The organism is Henriciella mobilis, from assembly GCF_003576285.1.
GTDB classification, from domain to species: Bacteria; Pseudomonadota; Alphaproteobacteria; order Caulobacterales; family Hyphomonadaceae; genus Henriciella; species Henriciella mobilis.
The window spans coordinates 247,935-266,188 of sequence record NZ_QWFX01000005.1; the positions used below are offsets into that span (position 1 = coordinate 247,935).

Annotated in this window: 18 protein-coding genes; 9 read left to right on the top strand and 9 right to left on the bottom strand. The window is 62.6% G+C overall.

The genetic code is table 11. From position 1 onward, the window contains the following. Positions 1-87: 87 nt before the first annotated feature. From D1223_RS01190 to D1223_RS01200, 3 genes are all read left to right on the top strand, one after another. On the top strand, positions 88-1,197 hold the full coding sequence (locus D1223_RS01190; RefSeq protein ID WP_158588356.1) for an MORN repeat-containing protein: 1,110 nt from the start codon (positions 88-90) through the stop codon (positions 1,195-1,197). A gap of 191 nt (positions 1,198-1,388) precedes the next feature. Further along, positions 1,389-2,441 carry a sterol desaturase family protein gene (locus tag D1223_RS01195; protein ID WP_158588357.1) on the top strand — a complete coding sequence of 351 codons (1,053 nt, stop codon included), beginning with the start codon at positions 1,389-1,391 and terminating at the stop codon, positions 2,439-2,441. Between the two features lie 300 nt (positions 2,442-2,741). Next, a complete protein-coding gene (locus D1223_RS01200; protein ID WP_119374582.1) occupies positions 2,742-3,578 on the top strand; it encodes a DUF7946 domain-containing protein in 837 nt (278 codons plus the stop codon). A gap of 4 nt (positions 3,579-3,582) precedes the next feature. Here D1223_RS01200 and D1223_RS01205 read toward each other — a convergent pair whose 3' ends face one another. Beyond that, complete coding sequence (locus D1223_RS01205; RefSeq protein WP_119374583.1) at positions 3,583-5,925, bottom strand: UvrD-helicase domain-containing protein; 2,343 nt, start codon at positions 5,923-5,925, stop codon at positions 3,583-3,585. Positions 5,926-6,091: 166 nt separating this feature from the next. Here D1223_RS01205 and D1223_RS01210 point away from each other — a divergent pair, with 166 nt between their 5' ends. From D1223_RS01210 to D1223_RS01230, 5 genes are all read left to right on the top strand, one after another. Continuing rightward, positions 6,092-6,748 carry a hypothetical protein gene (locus D1223_RS01210; RefSeq protein ID WP_119374584.1) on the top strand — a complete coding sequence of 219 codons (657 nt, stop codon included), beginning with the start codon at positions 6,092-6,094 and terminating at the stop codon, positions 6,746-6,748. A gap of 88 nt (positions 6,749-6,836) precedes the next feature. Beyond that, positions 6,837-7,196, top strand: a complete 360-nt coding sequence (locus D1223_RS01215; RefSeq protein WP_119374585.1) for an ArsR/SmtB family transcription factor — start codon at positions 6,837-6,839, stop codon at positions 7,194-7,196. After that, positions 7,189-7,740, top strand: coding sequence for an SRPBCC domain-containing protein (locus tag D1223_RS01220; RefSeq protein WP_158588358.1), 552 nt, complete (start codon positions 7,189-7,191; stop codon positions 7,738-7,740). Before D1223_RS01215 ends, D1223_RS01220 begins: the two co-directional genes overlap by 8 nt. Positions 7,741-7,752: 12 nt before the next feature. Then, positions 7,753-8,304, top strand: a complete 552-nt coding sequence (locus tag D1223_RS01225) for a DUF4287 domain-containing protein (protein WP_199288180.1) — start codon at positions 7,753-7,755, stop codon at positions 8,302-8,304. A 205-nt stretch (positions 8,305-8,509) separates the two neighbouring features. After that, a complete protein-coding gene (locus D1223_RS01230; RefSeq protein ID WP_119374587.1) occupies positions 8,510-10,498 on the top strand; it encodes a thiamine pyrophosphate-dependent enzyme in 1,989 nt (662 codons plus the stop codon). On the opposite strand, the gene D1223_RS01235 is transcribed toward D1223_RS01230, so the two are convergent. The 3 genes from D1223_RS01235 to D1223_RS01245 form a co-directional block, all read right to left on the bottom strand. Next, complete coding sequence (locus tag D1223_RS01235; protein WP_119374588.1) at positions 10,495-11,307, bottom strand: enoyl-CoA hydratase/isomerase family protein; 813 nt, start codon at positions 11,305-11,307, stop codon at positions 10,495-10,497. The genes D1223_RS01230 and D1223_RS01235 overlap by 4 nt on opposite strands. Positions 11,308-11,383: 76 nt before the next feature. Then, positions 11,384-11,920 carry a nuclear transport factor 2 family protein gene (locus tag D1223_RS01240; RefSeq protein ID WP_119374589.1) on the bottom strand — a complete coding sequence of 179 codons (537 nt, stop codon included), beginning with the start codon at positions 11,918-11,920 and terminating at the stop codon, positions 11,384-11,386. 65 nt (positions 11,921-11,985) lie between these two features. Beyond that, positions 11,986-13,098, bottom strand: coding sequence for an NADH:flavin oxidoreductase (locus tag D1223_RS01245; protein WP_119374590.1), 1,113 nt, complete (start codon positions 13,096-13,098; stop codon positions 11,986-11,988). Positions 13,099-13,251: 153 nt separating this feature from the next. Between D1223_RS01245 and D1223_RS01250 the strand changes: the two genes are divergently transcribed. Beyond that, entirely contained in the window at positions 13,252-14,364 is a 1,113-nt protein-coding gene (locus D1223_RS01250) for a hypothetical protein (protein ID WP_119374591.1), read from the top strand. Positions 14,365-14,551: 187 nt separating this feature from the next. Here D1223_RS01250 and D1223_RS01255 read toward each other — a convergent pair whose 3' ends face one another. The 5 genes from D1223_RS01255 to D1223_RS01275 form a co-directional block, all read right to left on the bottom strand. Then, positions 14,552-14,731 (bottom strand): DUF4169 family protein, encoded by a 180-nt coding sequence (locus tag D1223_RS01255; RefSeq protein ID WP_119374592.1) that lies wholly within the window; start codon positions 14,729-14,731, stop codon positions 14,552-14,554. A gap of 9 nt (positions 14,732-14,740) precedes the next feature. Continuing rightward, positions 14,741-15,037, bottom strand: a complete 297-nt coding sequence (locus D1223_RS01260; RefSeq protein WP_119374593.1) for an aspartate decarboxylase — start codon at positions 15,035-15,037, stop codon at positions 14,741-14,743. An 82-nt stretch (positions 15,038-15,119) separates the two neighbouring features. Next, a complete protein-coding gene (locus D1223_RS01265) occupies positions 15,120-16,760 on the bottom strand; it encodes a SulP family inorganic anion transporter (protein ID WP_119374594.1) in 1,641 nt (546 codons plus the stop codon). 114 nt (positions 16,761-16,874) lie between these two features. Then, complete coding sequence (locus D1223_RS01270; protein ID WP_119374595.1) at positions 16,875-17,684, bottom strand: SDR family oxidoreductase; 810 nt, start codon at positions 17,682-17,684, stop codon at positions 16,875-16,877. Positions 17,685-17,796: 112 nt separating this feature from the next. After that, positions 17,797-18,252 carry a hypothetical protein gene (locus D1223_RS01275; RefSeq protein WP_119374596.1) on the bottom strand — a complete coding sequence of 152 codons (456 nt, stop codon included), beginning with the start codon at positions 18,250-18,252 and terminating at the stop codon, positions 17,797-17,799. Positions 18,253-18,254: the final 2 nt, after the last annotated feature.

The following is an 18,254-nucleotide window of genomic DNA, read 5'->3' on the forward strand; positions in this document are numbered from 1 at the left end:
GAAACTCGCGTGATGGGGCGGCCATGCGTTGACCGATTCGGTCGACTCGCTAACCATAAAGCCGGGTATCAACAGGGGACGCAAAAGATGGCATCCTTGCGCATTTTGTCCGCCACGCTGGCGGCTGGTTTATTCCTGCCAGGCCTTGCCCTGGCGCAATCGACAAAGGTCTGCACAGCGGGCGATTGTTCCAATGGAAGAGGCACCGCCGAGTACCGTAAGGATGGCGAGCTGGTCGTCACCTACACCGGTGACTTTCAGGCCGGCCTGCCCACGGGCCAGGGCTCCTATGTCGAGGCCGACGGCGCCAAGTTCACAGGTCAGGTCGAAGCGGGGTCCCCCATCAAGGGTACGATGACCTATCCCGATGGCGACAGCTATACCGGCGCGTTCAAGGACGGGATGTATAACGGCCAGGGCACCTATATTTTCGGGGCGGGCGAGTATGAAGGCGATACGCTGGTCGGGACCTATGCCGACGACAAGCCGGTCAAGGGCACCTACACCTGGGCATCCGGGCAGACCTATACCGGCGACTGGGATGGCTGGGTCCGCTCCGGCAAGGGGCGGATCGTCTACACCAGCGGCAACAGTTACAATGGCGACTGGTTGAATGGCGAACGCCATGGCGAAGGCACCTACACCTGGACCAATGGCATGACCTTCACGGGTACCTGGGTAGAAGACGCGCGCACTTACGGCACAGAGACCTATACCGATGGCGACGTCTATGTCGGCGATTACGCCAATGACAAGCGCCACGGACAAGGCACGATGACCTATGCCGACAATGATGTGTACACGGGCGGCTGGCAGGCCGGCGAGAAGCATGGAAAGGGGCGCTATACCTGGGGCTCAGGCGACTATGCGGGCGATGTCTATGAGGGTGACTACATTCTCGGCAAGCGGACCGGGCAGGGCACCTACACCTGGACGGCTGGCATGGTCTATACCGGCGCCTGGGTCGACGGTCAGCGCATGGGACAGGGCGTCATGACGTGGCCATCCGGGCAGCGCTATGAGGGCAACTGGGTCAACGGTCAGCGTGCCGGTCAGGGCACGCAGGAATATGCCGACGGTCGGATATTCTCGGGCACATGGGCCGACGACGAGCCGGTCTTCGGCACGATGCAGCTTGTCGGCAAGGACCCGCGTCCCGTTCGTGTTGAGGATGAAAATTTCGTCTGGGCCGACTAGGCGGAATGCGGCCTCGTCAGGCGCCTGCCCGCCGTCTGGGCAGCGCGCCGGCTCAGCCGGCACGGGCATTCTCGACGATTCATTCAATTCTGGCTTGAATCCTGCGTAAACGTTCCTCGACCGAATTTTGAGGGTGGCTGGTCTCCGGGGGGAGTCGGGCGCCGCCGGCCATGAGGGGGCAGGGGACAATCATGCCAATTCCGCTCGACCTGGGCGACGCCTGGGCGCTTGTGCTTCGTTACAAGATGTTTTTCATCACGCTGTCTGTGTTCTTCGGCGCGGCGGTAATTTCACTCATCTGGCAGTGGCGGCGCATGGGCAAGTCGCTCAGCCTGCGGGAATTTCTCAAGACCTGTTTCCAGCCGGGCTTTGCCGGTGCGTCCAGCCGGACGGATCTTGCCATGTATGTCATCGTGAAGCTCACCCATGGCGTCCTCGTGGCCGGAATGATCATCGTGCAGCTCTGGCTCGGCCTGGTGATTGCAGACGGCCTGACAGCACTGTTTGGCGCGGCCGAGCCAGCCGAGGCGGGTTTCGTCACCATCGTCGTCATGTCGGTCGTGATCTTCCTGTTCGCCGACTTCTCGAACTTCCTGACCCACTATATGCAGCACAAGATCCCCGTCCTGTGGGAGCTGCACAAGGTGCACCATTCGGCGACCTATCTCTCGCCGCTGACCACCGCGCGCATGCACCCGCTGGGTGATCTGTTCGACCTCGTGACCGCCGGGGCCTTCACCGCCATTCCGATGGGTGTGGGCGTCTATCTCTACGGTTTCGACCTGCCGGAACTCTTCCTGATGTTCGCCAATGCGAACTTCATCGGCACGGTGCTGGTGCTCGACGCGCTGCGCCACAGCCAGTTTCCGGTCAGCTTCGGGGCGGGCGACTGCGTGCTGATGAGCCCGCACATGCACCAGCTCCACCACAGCATCGACGAGGCCCACTGGGACAAGAATATGGGCAACAAGCTGTCCATCTTCGACTGGATTTTCGGCACGGCCTACAAGCCCGCGCAGGGCGAGATTGTCGGCTATGGCATCGGCCGCGGCGACGCCGAGGACGACCTGTTTCACAGCCTGTACGGGGCGTATGTCCGCCCGGTCTTCGGCATGGCCCGCACCCTGATCGGCCGGCGCCCGGACCTGCCGCCACCCGTGCGGCCAATCCCGCAGGGGGCTGCTACGCAGGCGAAGGCTGCCCGGCCCGCGGCGGAAACCGGCCGGGAACTGCAGACCGGTTGAGGCATGGCCGCGCGCGCCCTCGCCCTTCGCCTTCGCTCAGGGTGAGGGCTATGGGGGGCGAGGCTGCAGCCGATCCACACAATGCAACCCCGTCCTGAGCGGAGGCGAAGGATGAAGCGGCAGGTAATGCCGGTCCGGGAAGTTTGTGTGGATGATCCGACGCAAGTGCCGGAAGCGGAAGTCAGGACGGAGATCTACCGGCGCGTGGGATAGTTCTCAAACAACGGCGTTGGATTAACAATCAATAATAGAAAATAGTGTATCAGCTTCTCGTGAAAGCAGGGACGGGAGGGATAGCGATTGGCCCGAGTTGAGTTTCTGGTTGAGTTTGAAGGCGACTTGGCGACTGAACATAAGCTGCCAGCGTACGAGGCTGGTGACAGCCTGACAGGGATCGCCAAAACGATTCTGATACCTACAAACTATCTGTTCGAGGGAAGAGTTCGCAGACGGCGTTTTGAAGAAGTCCCATTCCAACTGAATTTGGTGGCGCAGCGAAGGGGTAGTTTTCAGTCAATCTATGAATTGCTCTACGATCCCCTCGTCGCAACTAGTGCTGGCGTTGCTATAGGCATAACTGCGAATCTATTGACAGATTTTGTGAAGACCATCGCTAAACGAGCGGTTGGGCAGGGTGGCTCTGATAGAATACAACAGCTGGAAGCAGAGGGGCGTCTGAACGCCGGCGATTTGGCTGCGCTGGTTGACGCTGTGGAGCCTTCGGTGAAGCAATCCCACAGGACGATCGGAGCAGGAGCACAGGTCATCAACATTGTCGGCGACGGTAACTCTGTCACGTTTAATTCAGAGACCAAGCGATATGTATCTGACACTGTCAGGAATGATGAAGTTCGGGTCCGCTCGTTCAGCGTTGCATCGTTAAACTCAAATACCGGGTACGGTCGGCTGTTTGATGCCGAGGAAGGTCGGACAATTCCCTTTCAGCTTCCTACCGGAATTGATGGTCGAAGCGTTGCGGCATTGCTGAGCAGTTTCAACCGATACGCGAGACGCCGTTGGATGGGGAATGACGAAGCCTCGCTAGTTGCTGTACGCTATCAGACGCTGGATAGCGTTGATGGAAGGGTAAAAAAGATTCTACCGCTTGCGGCTCGCGATACTATGGAAGAGCTGTAACGCCCTAAACCCCCGTCACAAAGGTCGAGATGACCTTCTTCAGGCCGGCCTTCTCGAAGTTGACCTGCAGCTTTGTCCCGTCCGCCGCCAGCACCTGGCCGTAGCCGAATTTCTCATGGTGGACGCGCTGGCCGATCTTGAAGCCTGACTTGCCGGATGAGGTGGCGAGCAGTTCCGCCTTGCCGTCGATGATGGGGGCGGACTTGCCGGCGGATTTCGCGTTTTCCTTCAGGCGCCGCCAGCCGGGGGAGTTGTAGGAACTGCGCTCGCCAAGGTCCTCGATCGTGCCCTGGAAACCGGTCTCGCCGCCGGGCATGGTGGAATAGCCGGTCTCGCTGACCGCCTCGACATGGTCATGCGGCAGCTCGTCGACGAAGCGCGACGGCAGCACTGACTGCCAGCGCCCGAAAATCATCCGGTTGGCGACGAAGCTGATCGAACATTTCTCCCGCGCGCGGGTAATGCCGACATAGGCCAGCCGGCGCTCCTCCTCGAGGCCCTTCATCCCGCTCTCGTCGAGCGAGCGGCGGGATGGGAAGACTTCCTCCTCCCAGCCGGGCAGGAAGACCATCGGCCATTCGAGCCCCTTGGCCGCGTGCAGCGTCAGGATCTGCACCTCATTGCCCGAGCTCTGCCCGCCGACATCCATGACAAGCTCCACATGTTCGAGAAAGCCGGCGAGGCTGTCGAACTGGCCGAGCGCGTGGATGAATTCCTTGAGGTTGTCGAGACGGGTCTGCGATTGCGGGCTGCGGTCCTTCTGCAGCATGTCGGTATAGCCGGACTCATCCAGGATGACCTGCGCCAGCTCATGATGCGGCATGCCGTTATTGAGCCGGTCGCGCCACATGTTGATCTGGTCGATGAAGGTGGTCAGGCCGCGCTTGGCCGGGCCCTTGATCTCGTCAGTCTGCAGCACCATCGGCGTCAGCGTGAAGAGCGAGCGGCCATCCTCGCGCGCAAACACCTGCAGCTTCTGGATGGAGGAAGCGCCCACCCCGCGCTTGGGCTGGTTCACAACCCGCTCGAAGGCGAGGTCATCGTCAGGCGAGCGGATGAGGCGCAGATAGGCCAGCGCATCGCGGATCTCGGCGCGCTCGAAGAAGCGCGGGCCGCCGATCACGCGGTACGGGATGCCCAGCATGATGAGGCGTTCCTCGAAGAGGCGCATCTGCCAGGAGGCCCGCACCAGGATGGCGCAGTCCTCATATGCGCCGCCCTTGCCGACATAGGATTCGATATCGTCGCAGATGAGGCGCGCTTCGGCCTCGCCGTCCCAGAGGCCGCGCACCTTGACCCGGTCGGCATCCGGGTCGCTGCCCGTTTCCTCGCCAACGTACAGCGTCTTGCCGAGCCGGCCCTTGTTCTGCGCGATGACCGATGAGGCGGCGGCAAGGATGTGCGCGGTGGAGCGGTAATTGCGCTCCAGCCGGATGACCTTGGCGCCCGGAAAATCCTTCTCGAAGCGCAGGATGTTGTCCACCTCTGCCCCGCGCCAGCCATAGATCGACTGGTCGTCATCGCCGACGCAGCAGATATTACCGGTGCCGCGCGCCAGGAGGCGCAGCCAGAGATACTGGGCGACGTTCGTGTCCTGATACTCGTCGACGAGGATATATTTGAACTTGGCGTGATAGTCGGCCAGCAGGTCCGGGTTTTCCTGGAAGATGGTGATGTTGTGGATCAAGAGGTCCCCGAAGTCGCAGGCGTTCAGAACCTTCAGGCGCGACTGGTAAATCTCATAGAGCTTGATCGCCTTGCCGTCGGCGAAGTTCCACGCCTCGTCCTGCGGCACCTTGCCGGGCGTCAGCGCGCGGTTCTTCCAGCCATCGATGAGATTGGCGAGGTGGCGCGGCGTCCAGCGCTTGGTGTCGATATTCTCGGCCTCGATCACCTGCTTGCAGAGGCGGATGGCGTCATCGCTGTCGAGGATGGTGAAGGTGGATTTGAGGCCGGCCAGCTCGGCGTGGCGGCGCAGGATCTGCGCACTGATCGAGTGGAAGGTGCCAAGCCAGCGCAGCCCCTCGCCCGCATCGCCGATCAGCTGCAGCGCGCGTTCGCGCATCTCGCGGGCAGCCTTGTTGGTAAAGGTGACGGTCAGGGTCTGGCTCGGCCAGGCGAGTTTCGTTGCGATGATGTGGGCAAGCCGCGTCGTCAGAACGCGCGTCTTGCCCGTCCCGGCGCCAGCCAGCACGAGCAGCGGCCCATCGGTCGTCTCGACCGCTTCGCGCTGTTCGGGGTTGAGGCCGTCCAGATAGGCCGCATTGGTATCAGGCACCGGCGCGCGGGCAGCGGCCATTTCCGAGATGGACGGGCGGCGATTCGCAGAAGAACTCATGGCGAACATATAGCAGGAGTCTGCCGCCTTGGCAGGGGCAGACTGCGCACGGTGGTTGCTTCTGTCCGGGCGGCCTGCAGCGGATCTTGTCGCAAATTCACCCCCGGGTTTAACCGGATTACAGGATTGATCGGCGATAAGGGCATGGATCTGATAGCCAGCCGGAGACGCCGTCATGGAAGGGTTTGATCGCGAAGCGCTTGTGAAGAGCTCGCAGGCAAGGCAGCGCAGCGGCGCCTGGTTCTGGGCTGCCGTGGCAGTCCTGCCTGTCGCCGGGATCGCCGCCGGACTGGCGCTTGGCGTGATGCCAATGGGCGGGGCAGACAAGCCGGTCGTGATCGCCGAGCAGCCCGCTGCCGCTGTTGTGAGTGCGCCGGCACCCGCCCCTGAAAGGGTCGCTGCGACCGCGCCGGGCTTCTCAGCCCTGGCCGAGCTGCGCCGCTATGACATGGTCGTGCGTACGCTGCGGCACTGCGCAAATGTCGGGCCCTCGGCGCATTACCTGAAAGCCAGCGAGACCTATCGCAACACCAATTTCGGCAAGACGGGCCCGCTGCGCGAGATCGCCCAGAACGAACCGCCCGAATACGACCTGTCGGCATTTGAGAAACCGATATCGACCAATCCCGCGGAGATCATGGTCCAGGGCATGACCGGCCAGATCGCCATGAATGCCCTGCAGCGGGCCAACCAGTTCGAGACCATGATGGACGAAATCGAGCGGCAGTCGCAGGGCTATCTCGGCGAAGCGCCGTCAGCGGCCGAGTGCACCACCTTCCGTAACGAGGTGATCATGGGCAAGCACAATCTGACCCTGCCGCCTGCGGGTTAGGGCGCACGACCGCCGATCAATCCAATTGAGCGCGCCTATTTCCAATAAGCGGCTTGACTCACATCCAAATATGTAAATATGTAATTACATGTTTACAGATGATGACATGTCGGCGGTCTTCCAGGCGCTCTCGCATGAGAGCCGGCGGAAGATGCTGGATATCCTGAAGGCCAAGCCCGGCTGCTCTGTCGGCGCGCTGGCGCAGGAATTCGATGTCAGCCGCATCGCGGTGATGAACCACCTCTCCGTGCTGGAGCAGGCCGGGCTCGTCACCAGCGAGAAGAAGGGCCGAACGCGTCATCTCTATCTCAATGCCGTCCCCATCCGGATGATCCAGGACCGGTGGCTGGACGCCTATAGCGAGCCGTTCGCCGGGCGGCTCACATCCATCAAGGCCATGGCCGAAGCAGCGGTCCGGCAAGACCAGGGGGACGATGACAATGAGTGAGCAGGAAAAGGCTGCAGGCGCGGCCGGGGACAGGCAGGTCTACAAGGTGCTGATCAAGGCGCCGATCGAGACGGTGTGGAACACGCTGGTGAAGACGGACGATGTGCTGCCCTTCTTCTTCGGCGCGGTGTGCGAGGTTGAAGACGGCCAACTCGCTGCTGGCAAGCGCATGCGCATGGTTACCCCGAACCGGAAGTTTGCGAGCGTTGTCGGCGAGGTGACCGAGTTTTCCCCGCCGCATCGCTATGCCCATACCTTCAAGTTCACCCAGTGGGACGATGAATATTGCACGGTCACCTACGACCTTAAGGAAACGCCCGAAGGCGTCGAATTCTCGCTCATCACAACGGGCGTGCCAGCCGGCTCGAAGACCGAAAAGTCCATGGCGCAGGGCGGGACCTTCATCACCTCCAATCTCAAGACACTTGTCGAGACCGGGAAGCCGGGCTTCTCTGGCCGCATGGTGATGACGCTCGGGCCGCTCATGGGAATGATGACGCCGAAAAAATGCCGGATCGAAAACTGGCCGCTTGGGCGCGAATAGGGAGGACAGGATATGGCGAAGACACAGGAAGAGATACTCGCAAGCCACATTGCCGGCATGGAGGCAAAGACCGGCAAGCCGCTGTCGCACTGGGTCAAGGTTGTCCAGTCGAGCGGGCTCGAAAAGCATGGTGAGCAGGTCAGGTTTCTGAAAGAGGAGCACGGCTTCGGTCACGGCCATGCCAACATGGTTTGCCAGGCCGCCAAGGGCCGCTTCGAGGCCGACGAAGGCGACATGCTGGCGGGCCAGTACGAGGGCAAGGAACAGCTGAAACCGATCTACGATGCGCTGGAGGCCTATGCGAAGAGCCTCGGCGATGATGTCGAGATCTCGCCGAAGAAGACATCGGTCGCCTTCCGCCGGTCGAAGAACTTCGCGGTGGTGACCCCAGCGACGAAGTCGCGGGTCGATCTGGGCCTCAATCTCAAGGGTGAGGCCGGCACGCTGAGGCTGGCGGAAGAAAAACCCGGCTCCATGTGCACTCACAAGATGAAGCTGCTCGCCGTGGAAGAGGTCGACGACGAGGTGAAAGCCTGGCTGAAAGCGGCCTACGAAAAAGCTTAGAGGCCCCACCCCGACACTCCCCAGAGGGGGAAAGAGAAGGATGCGCCATGTTTACCTGCGCCGCCTCCCCGCTCGCGGGGAAGGTCAGGGCAGGGCGCTGTGCGAGTGCGATAGATGTTATTCCGGTGCCGGAAGGCGATAAATCTGGCGCGTCTCATCCGATGGTCTATCTTCCTTCGCACATTGGCGAAGCAAGGGTGGCGGGATGAGCGGCGAGACACTGGACTGGCACAAGGTTGCCGAACTTGATGAGCTGGCCGAGGCCCGGGTCAAATCGGCCTCTGCCGCCGGGCGGTCCCTGGCCATTGTCCATTTCGACGGGCAGTACGCCGCCATGGACAATCACTGCCCGCACCAGGGCGGGCCGCTCGGAGAAGGCTCCATCGAAAAGGGCGTCGACGGCAAATGCTGGCTGCGCTGCCCCTGGCATGGCTGGGATTTCGATCCGCTGACCGGCAAGCCGCCCGGTGGGCACGCAGATTCAGGGCAGGAGACCTTTCCGGTCGAGATGCGCGAGGATGGCGTCTATGCCGGCCTGCCGCCCGCACCAGAGCGCCCGCGCACCGTCTCCGATGTGATGGTCGAGACCATGGTGAACTGGGGCGTGACCAGCGTGTTCGGCATGGTCGGTCATTCCAATCTCGGCTTCGCCGATGCGATGCGCGTCCAGGTCGAAGCGGGCAAGCTCAATTATTATGGCATCCGGCATGAAGGGGCTGCCGCGTTTGCAGCTTCCGCCTATGGCAAGCTGACCGGCATTCCGGCCGCGGCCTTCACCATTGCCGGACCGGGCGCAACGAACCTGCTGACCGGCATGTGGGACGCGAAGGTCGACAGTGCGCCAGCGCTGGCTCTGACAGGCCAGGTCCAGGAGCAGGTGATCGGCGTCCACGCTTTCCAGGATATCGACCTTGAAGCCGCTTTCCAGGCGGTCGCGGCCTATTCGCAGACGGTTCACCCCGGCTCGGCCCATGCGCAGCTCATGACCGGCGCCATCAAGACAGCGATCCTCGAACAGGGTGTCGGCCACCTCGTCCTGCCAGACAATACGCAGACCTTGCCGGCAACCGATGCCCAGAAGGCGCAGGGTCCGAAGGGGCGGATGGCGAACCGGGCGGTTGCGCCGCCTGAAGAAGATCTCAAGGCCGCCGCCGAGATGATTGCCAGCGCGCGGCGCCCGATGATCATTCTCGGCTATGGCGCGCGCGACGGCGTGGCGGCGGCGACCGGCCTTGCCGAAGCGCTGAATGCGCCGGTTGCCACTACCTTCAAGGCCAAGGGACTGATCGCGGACGCGCATCCGCTGGCTGCCGGCGTGATGGGCCGGTCCGGCACGCCGATCGCGAGCTGGTTCATGAACGAGGCAGACCTGCTGATCGTGCTCGGCGCGTCCTTCTCCGACCATACGGGCATCGAGCCCTCCAAGCCTATCATCCAGATTGACCGCGATCCGATGATGCTCGCCAAGCGCCACCCCGTGACCCTGCCGGTCTTGGGCGATGTTGGCGTGGCGGCCACGCAGCTGAAGGACGCGCTCGAAAGCCTGCAAGTCGCCGGGACCGATCAGCGAGGTGAGATTGGGGAGCGGTGGGCGATGTGGCGCCAAGAGAAAACCACGCGCGTTGCCGAGGACAATGGCCGGGGTCTGCCAGCAGCGGCATTGTTCGATGCGCTGACGCGGCTTGCGCCGACGAATGCGATCATCGCGGTCGATGTCGGAAACAACACCTATTCGTTCGGGCGCTATTTCGAGCCGACCGGCGAGCAGCGCATCCTGATGTCAGGCTATCTCGGATCGATCGGTTTCGGTTTCCCGGCGGCGATGGGGGCCTGGGCGGCCACACAGGACCGCGATGCCTTCAAAGGGCGCAAGGTCATCTCGGTGAGCGGCGATGGCGGCTTCGGCCAGTACGCCATGGAATTCACCACCGCGGTCAAATACGGGATGAACATCACCCACGTGCTGATGAACAATTCCGAGCTCGGCAAGATCTCGAAAGAGCAGCGTGCCGGTGAGTTCCCGGTCTGGCAGACGGGGCTCGTCAATCCACCCTTTGCGGGTTTCGCGCGCGCCTGCGGCGGCATGGGGCATATCGCGAAGACGCGCGAGGATCTCGAGCGGCATCTCGCCGACGCCCTGGCGCATGATGGCCCGAGCCTCGTTGAAGTGATTACCGACCCGGACCTTCTCTAGTCGATCCGTGCCTGCGCCTTGTGACGGGCCGCCTTGAAGTTGGGCTTGCGTTTCTCGATGAAGGCCGAGACCGCTTCCTTGTGTTCGGGCAAGGTGTAGCAGAGTTCGAGCTTTTCATGCTCGCGTTGCTGCATCTTCCGATGATCGGTCTCGCAAGCATTGGCGGTGAGCAATTCCTTCGTCATGCGCAGCATGGGCGACGGGTTCTCGGCGATTTGGGTTGCGAGTTCCACCGCATCGGCCAGCAGCGTGTCGGGCTCTGCCAGGCGATCAGCGAGCTTTATCCGCACCGCCTCCTCGCCTGAAACGGGCCGGGCCGTCAGCATCAGCTCATGCGCCGTGCCCCAGCCGACGCGCTGCATCAGGTAATGCGAACTGGCGAGCTCCGGCACGATGCCGACCTTCACGAAAACGAAGCCGAACTTCGCGTCCCTGGAGGCGACGATCATGTCGAAGGGCAGGATCTGGGTCACGCCGATGCCGAAGGCTGGGCCGTTAACGGCGGCGATACAGGGCTTTGATGAACGGATCAGGCTGATCCAGTCGATCCCGCCATCGCGCTTGTGCGCCTTGTTATCGGAGGCGTCGATATTGTTCTGGAAGTAACCCATGTCGGCGCCGGCGCAGAAACCGCGGCCTTCACCGGTCATGACGATGGCGCCGATGTCGTCATCCTCATTTGCGGCCGTGATGGCCTGACCGAGCTCGCGGCTCATGTACGGTGTCCAGGCATTCAGCTTTTCGGGCCGGTTGAGGGTGATGACGCAGACAGAATTCTGCTTCTCGACGCGAATCTGTTCGTAGGACAAGCTGGCCTCCCATGGCTGTTTTCCGGGAGGATGATCCCCGTGCCGCAGCGGCAGTCACGGGGAAAATGAGAACAGTCTAGTCCGCCTTCATCACTTCAGTGTGGGTCAGCGTGTCGGTGTATTGCTGGAACGCTGTGATCGCGCCGTCTTCGACGGTCCAGACATGGACGAAGGGAATGTCCATCTCCTTGCCCGTGGCCGTATGCTTCGCCCTGTAGCGGCCAATCGCGGCGACCTTGTCGCCATCCGCGATGTATTCGCTCGGCGTGGCAGAGAAGTAGTCCCATTCGCCGCCAAGCCGGGCGAAGACACCATTTACGATCTCGTCGGCGCCTTCATACGGGTTCTGGTCGGCATAGGGGCTGTTTTCGGCCTCGTTCCAGACGATGCCAGGGGCGAAGTTCGCCGTCACGCCTTCGATGTCGCCATATTCGAACGCATTATAGACGCCCATGACAAGGTTGACCGGAGAGGTCGGCGCGTCTGGCGCTTCGGCGGCGTTCATTTCGGACCCAGCCGGTGGCTGCGGTGTTTCAGCGGTCTCGTCTGTCGAGGCTGGCGCGCTGCAGGCGACGGCAAGGCCGATGACGGCGACGGCAAAGATGCGTTTCATGATCACTCCCCCCAAAATGGAATGCGGAGTGAGCACATGATTGCCGCCGCCCGTCAAGCAAGGCCCTAGTAAAGCGTTGCCATGGCCTTTGCGTCGTAGCCTTCCAGCTCGTCGGTGCGCCCTTCCTTGACCTTCTGCGCCCAGAACGGGTCCTGCAGCAGGGCGCGGCCGACGGCGACGAGATCGAACTCGCCCTTCTCGAGACGCTCGATGACATCGGTGAGCGGGCGGGTCTTGGAGGCTTCGCCGCGCATGCCGCCGATGAACTCACCCGACAGGCCAACTGAGCCGACCGTGATCGTCGGCAGGCCGGTGAGCTTCTTGGCCCAGCCCGCGCAGTTGAGGCCGTTCTCGCCATCGACCTCAGGGAATTCGGCTTCCCAGAAGCGGCGCTGGCTGGCGTGCAGCATGTCGACACCGGCATCGACAAAGACCTTGAGGAAGGCTTCGAATTCCTGCGGCGTCTGCGCGAGCTTCGCGCTGTAGTCCTGTTGCTTCCACTGCGAGAAGCGCAGGATGACCGGCATGTCGGGCCCCACGGCCTTCTTCACTTCGGAGATGATCTCGCCGGCAAAGGTCGCGCGGTCGACGAGGCTGCCGCCATACTTGTCCTCGCGCTTGTTCATCACGTCCCAGAAGAATTCGTCGATCAGATAGCCATGCGCGCCGTGGATCTCGACCGTGTCGAAGCCGAGGTCCTTTGCGCTGGCCGCAGCCGCGGCATAGGCCGAGACCATATCGGCGACATCTTCTTCGGACGGCTCTTCGAAGATCTGCTTGCCCTTGTGGGTCACGCCGGACGGGCTGTCGGTCGGGGCGTCGGGATAGTGCCCGGTGCCGGCCTTGCGCATCATGCCCTGGTGCCAGATCTGCGGGCCCATCTTGCCGCCTTCGTCATGCACCGCATCGATGACCTTCTTCCAGCCAGCCAGCGCGGCATCGGTATGGAAGAGGGGATAGTTCGGATTGTCGGAAGCGCCCTTGCGCGGGATGAGCGTGCCTTCCGACAGGATCAGGCCGACATCGGCGCCCGCCCGCCGGGCGTAGTAAGCGGCGACATCGTCGGTCGGAATGCCGTTCGGGCTGAACCCGCGCGTCATCGGCGCCATGACGATGCGGTTGGGCAGCTCAAGGCCTTTCAGCTTGAACGGTTCGAAGAGCGGGGCAGCAGCGGACATCGGATCCCTCCAGAGATTTATTTCACCAGGCAAGTATCTGGGTCAAAGCCCGCGCCGGTTCAATGACCAAAACCCGCGCGAGGTGTTCAGTACGCATTCACTTGAGTGTTCCTAAACTCCCTGTCATCCATGCAGGTTTCCGGGAGGACGCTTATGATTCGCATTACGGGGCTTCTGGCACTGGCTGGCCTTGCGGCCTGTTCGACGCCGGGGATCGATTACGCCGCGCGCGTCGTCCCGCCGAACACCGCTGCTGTCGAGACGCGCACGGTGGATGTCGGCCGCTTCGATGGACCGGGCGGAAACTGGTATGCCGGACGCTTCGAGGAAATGCTGGCCAGCGCGACCTTTGACGGCAAGCCCTGGTTCCGCATGGCGCGTTATAGTGATGGCTATGTCCCCGATGGCCAGCGGGCCGGGATCTATGAAGGGCGCATCGACATTGTCGATTATCGCGCCGAGGAATACTCCCAATGGGTCACGAAATGCGTCGAGTGGGACGGGCTGTTCGACTGCGAACATCGTGCGGAGGTCGAGGAAATCTGCCTTCGCGAGGACCTGCAGGTCTCCGTCACTCCGCGTCTGATCGAGTATGGCACCGGGCAGATCCTGTTCCAGGAAACCTATTTTGGCGACGCGTCGAATGAGAGCTGCGATGAAGGCTACTGGCACGGACGGCGCGGCAGCCATGCTGGCGGTGGCGGGTATCTCTACGGCCTGCTGGGCGGTGTGTCGCCGCCTCGCGGCATGGTCCTTGATGCGCTGGCCGACACGATTTACGAAGTGCGCGGCGATATCGCGCCCAGCAATACGACACGGCGCGCCGTGTTCGTCGAAGAAGCGATCGATCCGGTCGTGCGGGCCGATCCGCGCTTCGAGCAGGCGGTGAAGGCCGGGCCGAAATCACCGGATTTCTCCTGTTATGTCTGGGAGGACATGAAGGCTGAGTATCCCGACTCGCCGGCCGTTTCGCACAATCTCGGCGCCTGTCTTGAGGCGCGGGGCGACTTTGTCGCGGCTCACGGCATGTATGCCGAGGCGGCCGAGCAGTCGGCTGCGATATCCGGTACGGGCCAGCCGGACGAACCGTTCCGCAAGGCGCTGTCGCGCATGTCCTACTACCGCACCGGCCTGCAGCTCATCGACCGGCTGACCGAGCCCGACCGTGGCTGGCAGCCTGTGCCGGGCGGCGAGAGCCTGCCGGGGGGCGAGCTGCCGGAGGGCGAGTTGGACGGCGCCCCGGCCGACGACGAGGCCGGCAGCTAGTCGTTCGGGCGGCCTAGCCGCTGAGCCCGGTCACAGCCATCGCATAGCCGGCACAGGCGGCCGCGAAAAAACAGGCTGTGACGATACCGGCGCGGACAGCAATCCTGGTCATGTCGATTGTCCTCCTGGGCAGGACCGGTGCGCGTTGGCGCCGGTCATGATCAGGAGTTGAACGCGGCAGACCCGATCAGGTTTCCCGCTTCGCCGCGTCTATTTCCTTGCGCAGCTTTTCCAGACGCGCCGTCTCGGCCTGCCGCTCCGCCTTGGTGCGGCCGAATTTGGCCCGGTTCTCGACGGCCTGCTGCTCCTTGCGGGCTTTGGCTTTTGCCTTGCGGGCCTTGTTGAGATTGATCGGCTGGTCGCTCACGCTGGACCCTCAGTCCTCATGCGTGTCGCGCCACTGCTCCATGGCGAGCGAGATGGCGAAGGTCTCACGGTATTTCGGGCTGGAGGCCGGCCGCGGGGCACGGGCCGATGTCAGCGCCATGATCTCGGCCAGCTTGTTGTGCGCAGCACCGGCCTGTCCGGCGCCGATATAGGCATGCAGCTCGACCAGAGCGGAGGAGAGCGGGTCATGCGCGCGGATCACGAAGTATGGTTCGTCTTCTGCCAGTTTCTCGATGACGTCGAATTCGGACGGATTGGCTTTCGAGCCGATGGGCGCCTTGGACATGGGGGTCAGCCTTTCGAATCAGGATGTTTGCTGACGGAAAGCCTAGATAGACTCGCGCGCGGCGTCACCTGAGGGGGATCACTTAGTGCCCGCTGCCGAAAGCGCCGGTGCGGACCGAATAATCCACGGCGAGGCCATAGTCCGGGTCATCGTCGCTATCGACCATGAGCTGGCCGGCCCGGTTGAGCAGCTTGTGACAGTCGCGCGAGAGGTGACGCAGGCGCAGCGTCTTGCCGAGCGCTTCATATTTCGCGGCCAGGTCCTCGATGGCCTGCAGGGCCGACTGGTCGACCACGCGTGAGCGCATGAAGTCGACGATGACAATGTCCGGGTCAGTCTCCGGGTGGAACAGCTCGGCAAAGCCGTCGGTCGAGCCGAAGAAGAGCGGGCCCTCGATCTCGTAGACATGCGCGCCGGGCGTGCGGATAGAGTCGCGCTCGATGATGCGGATGCGCCGCGCATTGTTCCAGGCATAGGCGAGCGCCGAGACGATCACGCCGACGACGACGGCGGTGGCGAGGTCGTAGGCGACCGTCACGCCGGTCACCAGAACGATGACGAGCGCATCGGTCAGCGGGATACGCGTCATGATGCGCAGGCTGTTCCATGCGAAGGTGCCGATCACGACCATGAACATGACCCCGACCAGCGCCGCCAGCGGAATCTGCTCGATGAGGCTGGAGCCGACCATGATGAAGGCAAGCAGGAAGAGCGCCGCCGACAGGCCGGACAGGCGTGTGCGCCCGCCCGATTTCACATTGATCATCGACTGGCCGATCATCGCGCAGCCGCCCATGCCGCCGAAGAAGCCCGTTACGAGATTGGCGGTGCCCTGCGCGATGCATTCCTGGCTCGCGCCGCCGCGCCTGTTTGTCATCTCACCGACCAGGTTCAGCGTCAGAAGGCTTTCGATGAGGCCGATGGCGGCCAGGATCAGCGCGTAGGGGAAGATGATTTCCAGCGTTTCGAGATTGAGCGGCACCATCGGAATATGGAAGGCCGGCAATCCGCCCTCGATGGACGCCAGGTCACCAACGCGTGGCACTTCGAGGCCGAAGGCGATGACGATGCCGGCCACGATCGCGATGCCGGCCAGCGGAGCGGGTACGGCTTTGGTGAGCTTCGGCATGCCCCAGATGATCGCCATGGTCAGCGCGACGAGGCCGAGCATCAGGATAAGCGGCAGGCCCGTCATCCATTCGCCTCCCGCCATGCCATGGCCGGAGGCTTCGGCCGTGCCGGGCACCTGGAACTGGCTGAGCTGGGCGAGGAAGATCACGATGGCGAGGCCATTCACGAAACCGAGCATCACCGGATGCGGCACCAGCCGGATGAACTTGCCGAGCTTGAAGATGCCCGCGCCCAGCTGGAGAATGCCCATCAGAACGACCGTTGCGAACAGGTATTCCACGCCATGCTGGGCGACCAGCGACACCATGACGACGGCCAGCGCGCCGGTTGCCCCCGAGATCATGCCGGGCCGTCCGCCGATGGCCGCCGTGATCAGCCCGACAATGAAGGCCGCATAGAGCCCGACAAGCGGGTGCACGCCAGCCACGAAGGCAAAGGCCACCGCTTCCGGCACGAGCGCCAGCGCCACGGTGAGGCCTGCCAGCAGCTCGGTCTTGATCCGGCCGGGCGTGAACTTGGCGAGGTTCGCCTGCGAAAAATTCTGCGCGCCAAGGCGATCTGCAAAAGCAGCGAATGAGGATTTGCTTGTCACGGGGAGGGCTTCAGTCTGCTGAGAGGATAATTGATTGAAGCCGCTATGGCGGTCTTCATGCTGCGGTGCAACACGAGGACCGCCAAAATGACTGAATTTTCTTTCCGTTGCCGCCTAGCTAGAGGCGACGATGCCGCCGTCACACGGAATGGTGTGGCCGGAAATGTAGGCGCCGGCACGGGACGACAGGAACATGGCAAGGCCGGCAATATCCTGCGGTGTGCCCACGCGTCCCGAGGGATTGCGCTCTGCGACGGAATCCCAGTCGACGCCTTCGGTCTTGCCGCCAAAGCCGACCCCGGTCGACAGCATCCAGGTCGGGAAGGGACCGGGCGCAATGCCGTTGACGAGGATATGCTCGCCGACATGCTGGGCCGCCATGAAGCGGGTGAGGTGGATCACCGCCGCCTTGGACGTGCCATAGGCATAACCGCTGAAGGGCGAGGTGTGCATGCCGTCGATCGAGGCGATGTTGATCACGCGGGCCGGATCTTCGGCGGAAGCGGATTTGCGCAGCAGCGGGATCAGCTTCTGGAAGAGGAAGAAGATGCCCTTGACGTTGACGTCCATCACCTTGTCCCAGCCGCTTTCCGGGAACTCTTCCAGCGTCGCGCCCCAGGCGACGCCTGCATTGTTGATCAGGACATCGACCTTGTCCTCGCGCTTGGCGATCTCGTCGGCCAGGTGCTGGATGCCGACCATCTGGCCGACATCGGAGGGGATGGCATAGATCTCGCCGCCATACTGGCCCTTCAGGCGCTCGACGGTTTCCTCGCAGGCCTTCTCCTTTCGCGACGAGATGATCACCTTGGCCCCATTGGCGAGATAGCCTGCCGCAAGCATCTCCCCGATGCCGCGCGACCCGCCGGTGATGACGACTGTCTTGCCCTTCACCGAAAAGAGATTGCTGAAATCATTGCTCATGGCGTGTCCTCCGCTTTTGTTTCACTGGTGAAGCGTTTAGGCGGTGCGGTGACGCATGGGCAACCCAAAAAATTTTCGCGGACGATCAGCAGGACTGAGGTTCAAGGGACGGCTAATCCTCCTCCTCGATCCAGAAGATGAAGCCGGTTGTTTCATTGAAGGCGATGATGCCGGTATCGAATGTGGAGTCCGTTAGCCCGATCCACATCCAGGCATTATCGGGCGTGAAGGCAGGCGTGTCCGCCTCGAAATCGCGGTGGCGCGAATTGGACCAGAACTGCGCGTCCGGTCCCAGCTCGCCGAGCATGGCATCCATTTCGCGGGCAAGGCCTTCGCGGTAGCGGCGCTCACCATAGGCCAGCGACTCCTTCTGCACATAGGCCAGAACGCGCGCGGCTGTCCGGCGGCTGATCTGGAAGAAATCCTCAACGGACTGCGGCGAATAGCCAGCCCTGCGGGCGATTTCCACCACACGCTCTGACGAGCCTACGGCGCCGATATCGCCCAGCCAGCAGCTGACAGCAGCTCTGCCAGACCATTTCTTGGCAAAAGCTGCGAGCGTCTCCATCA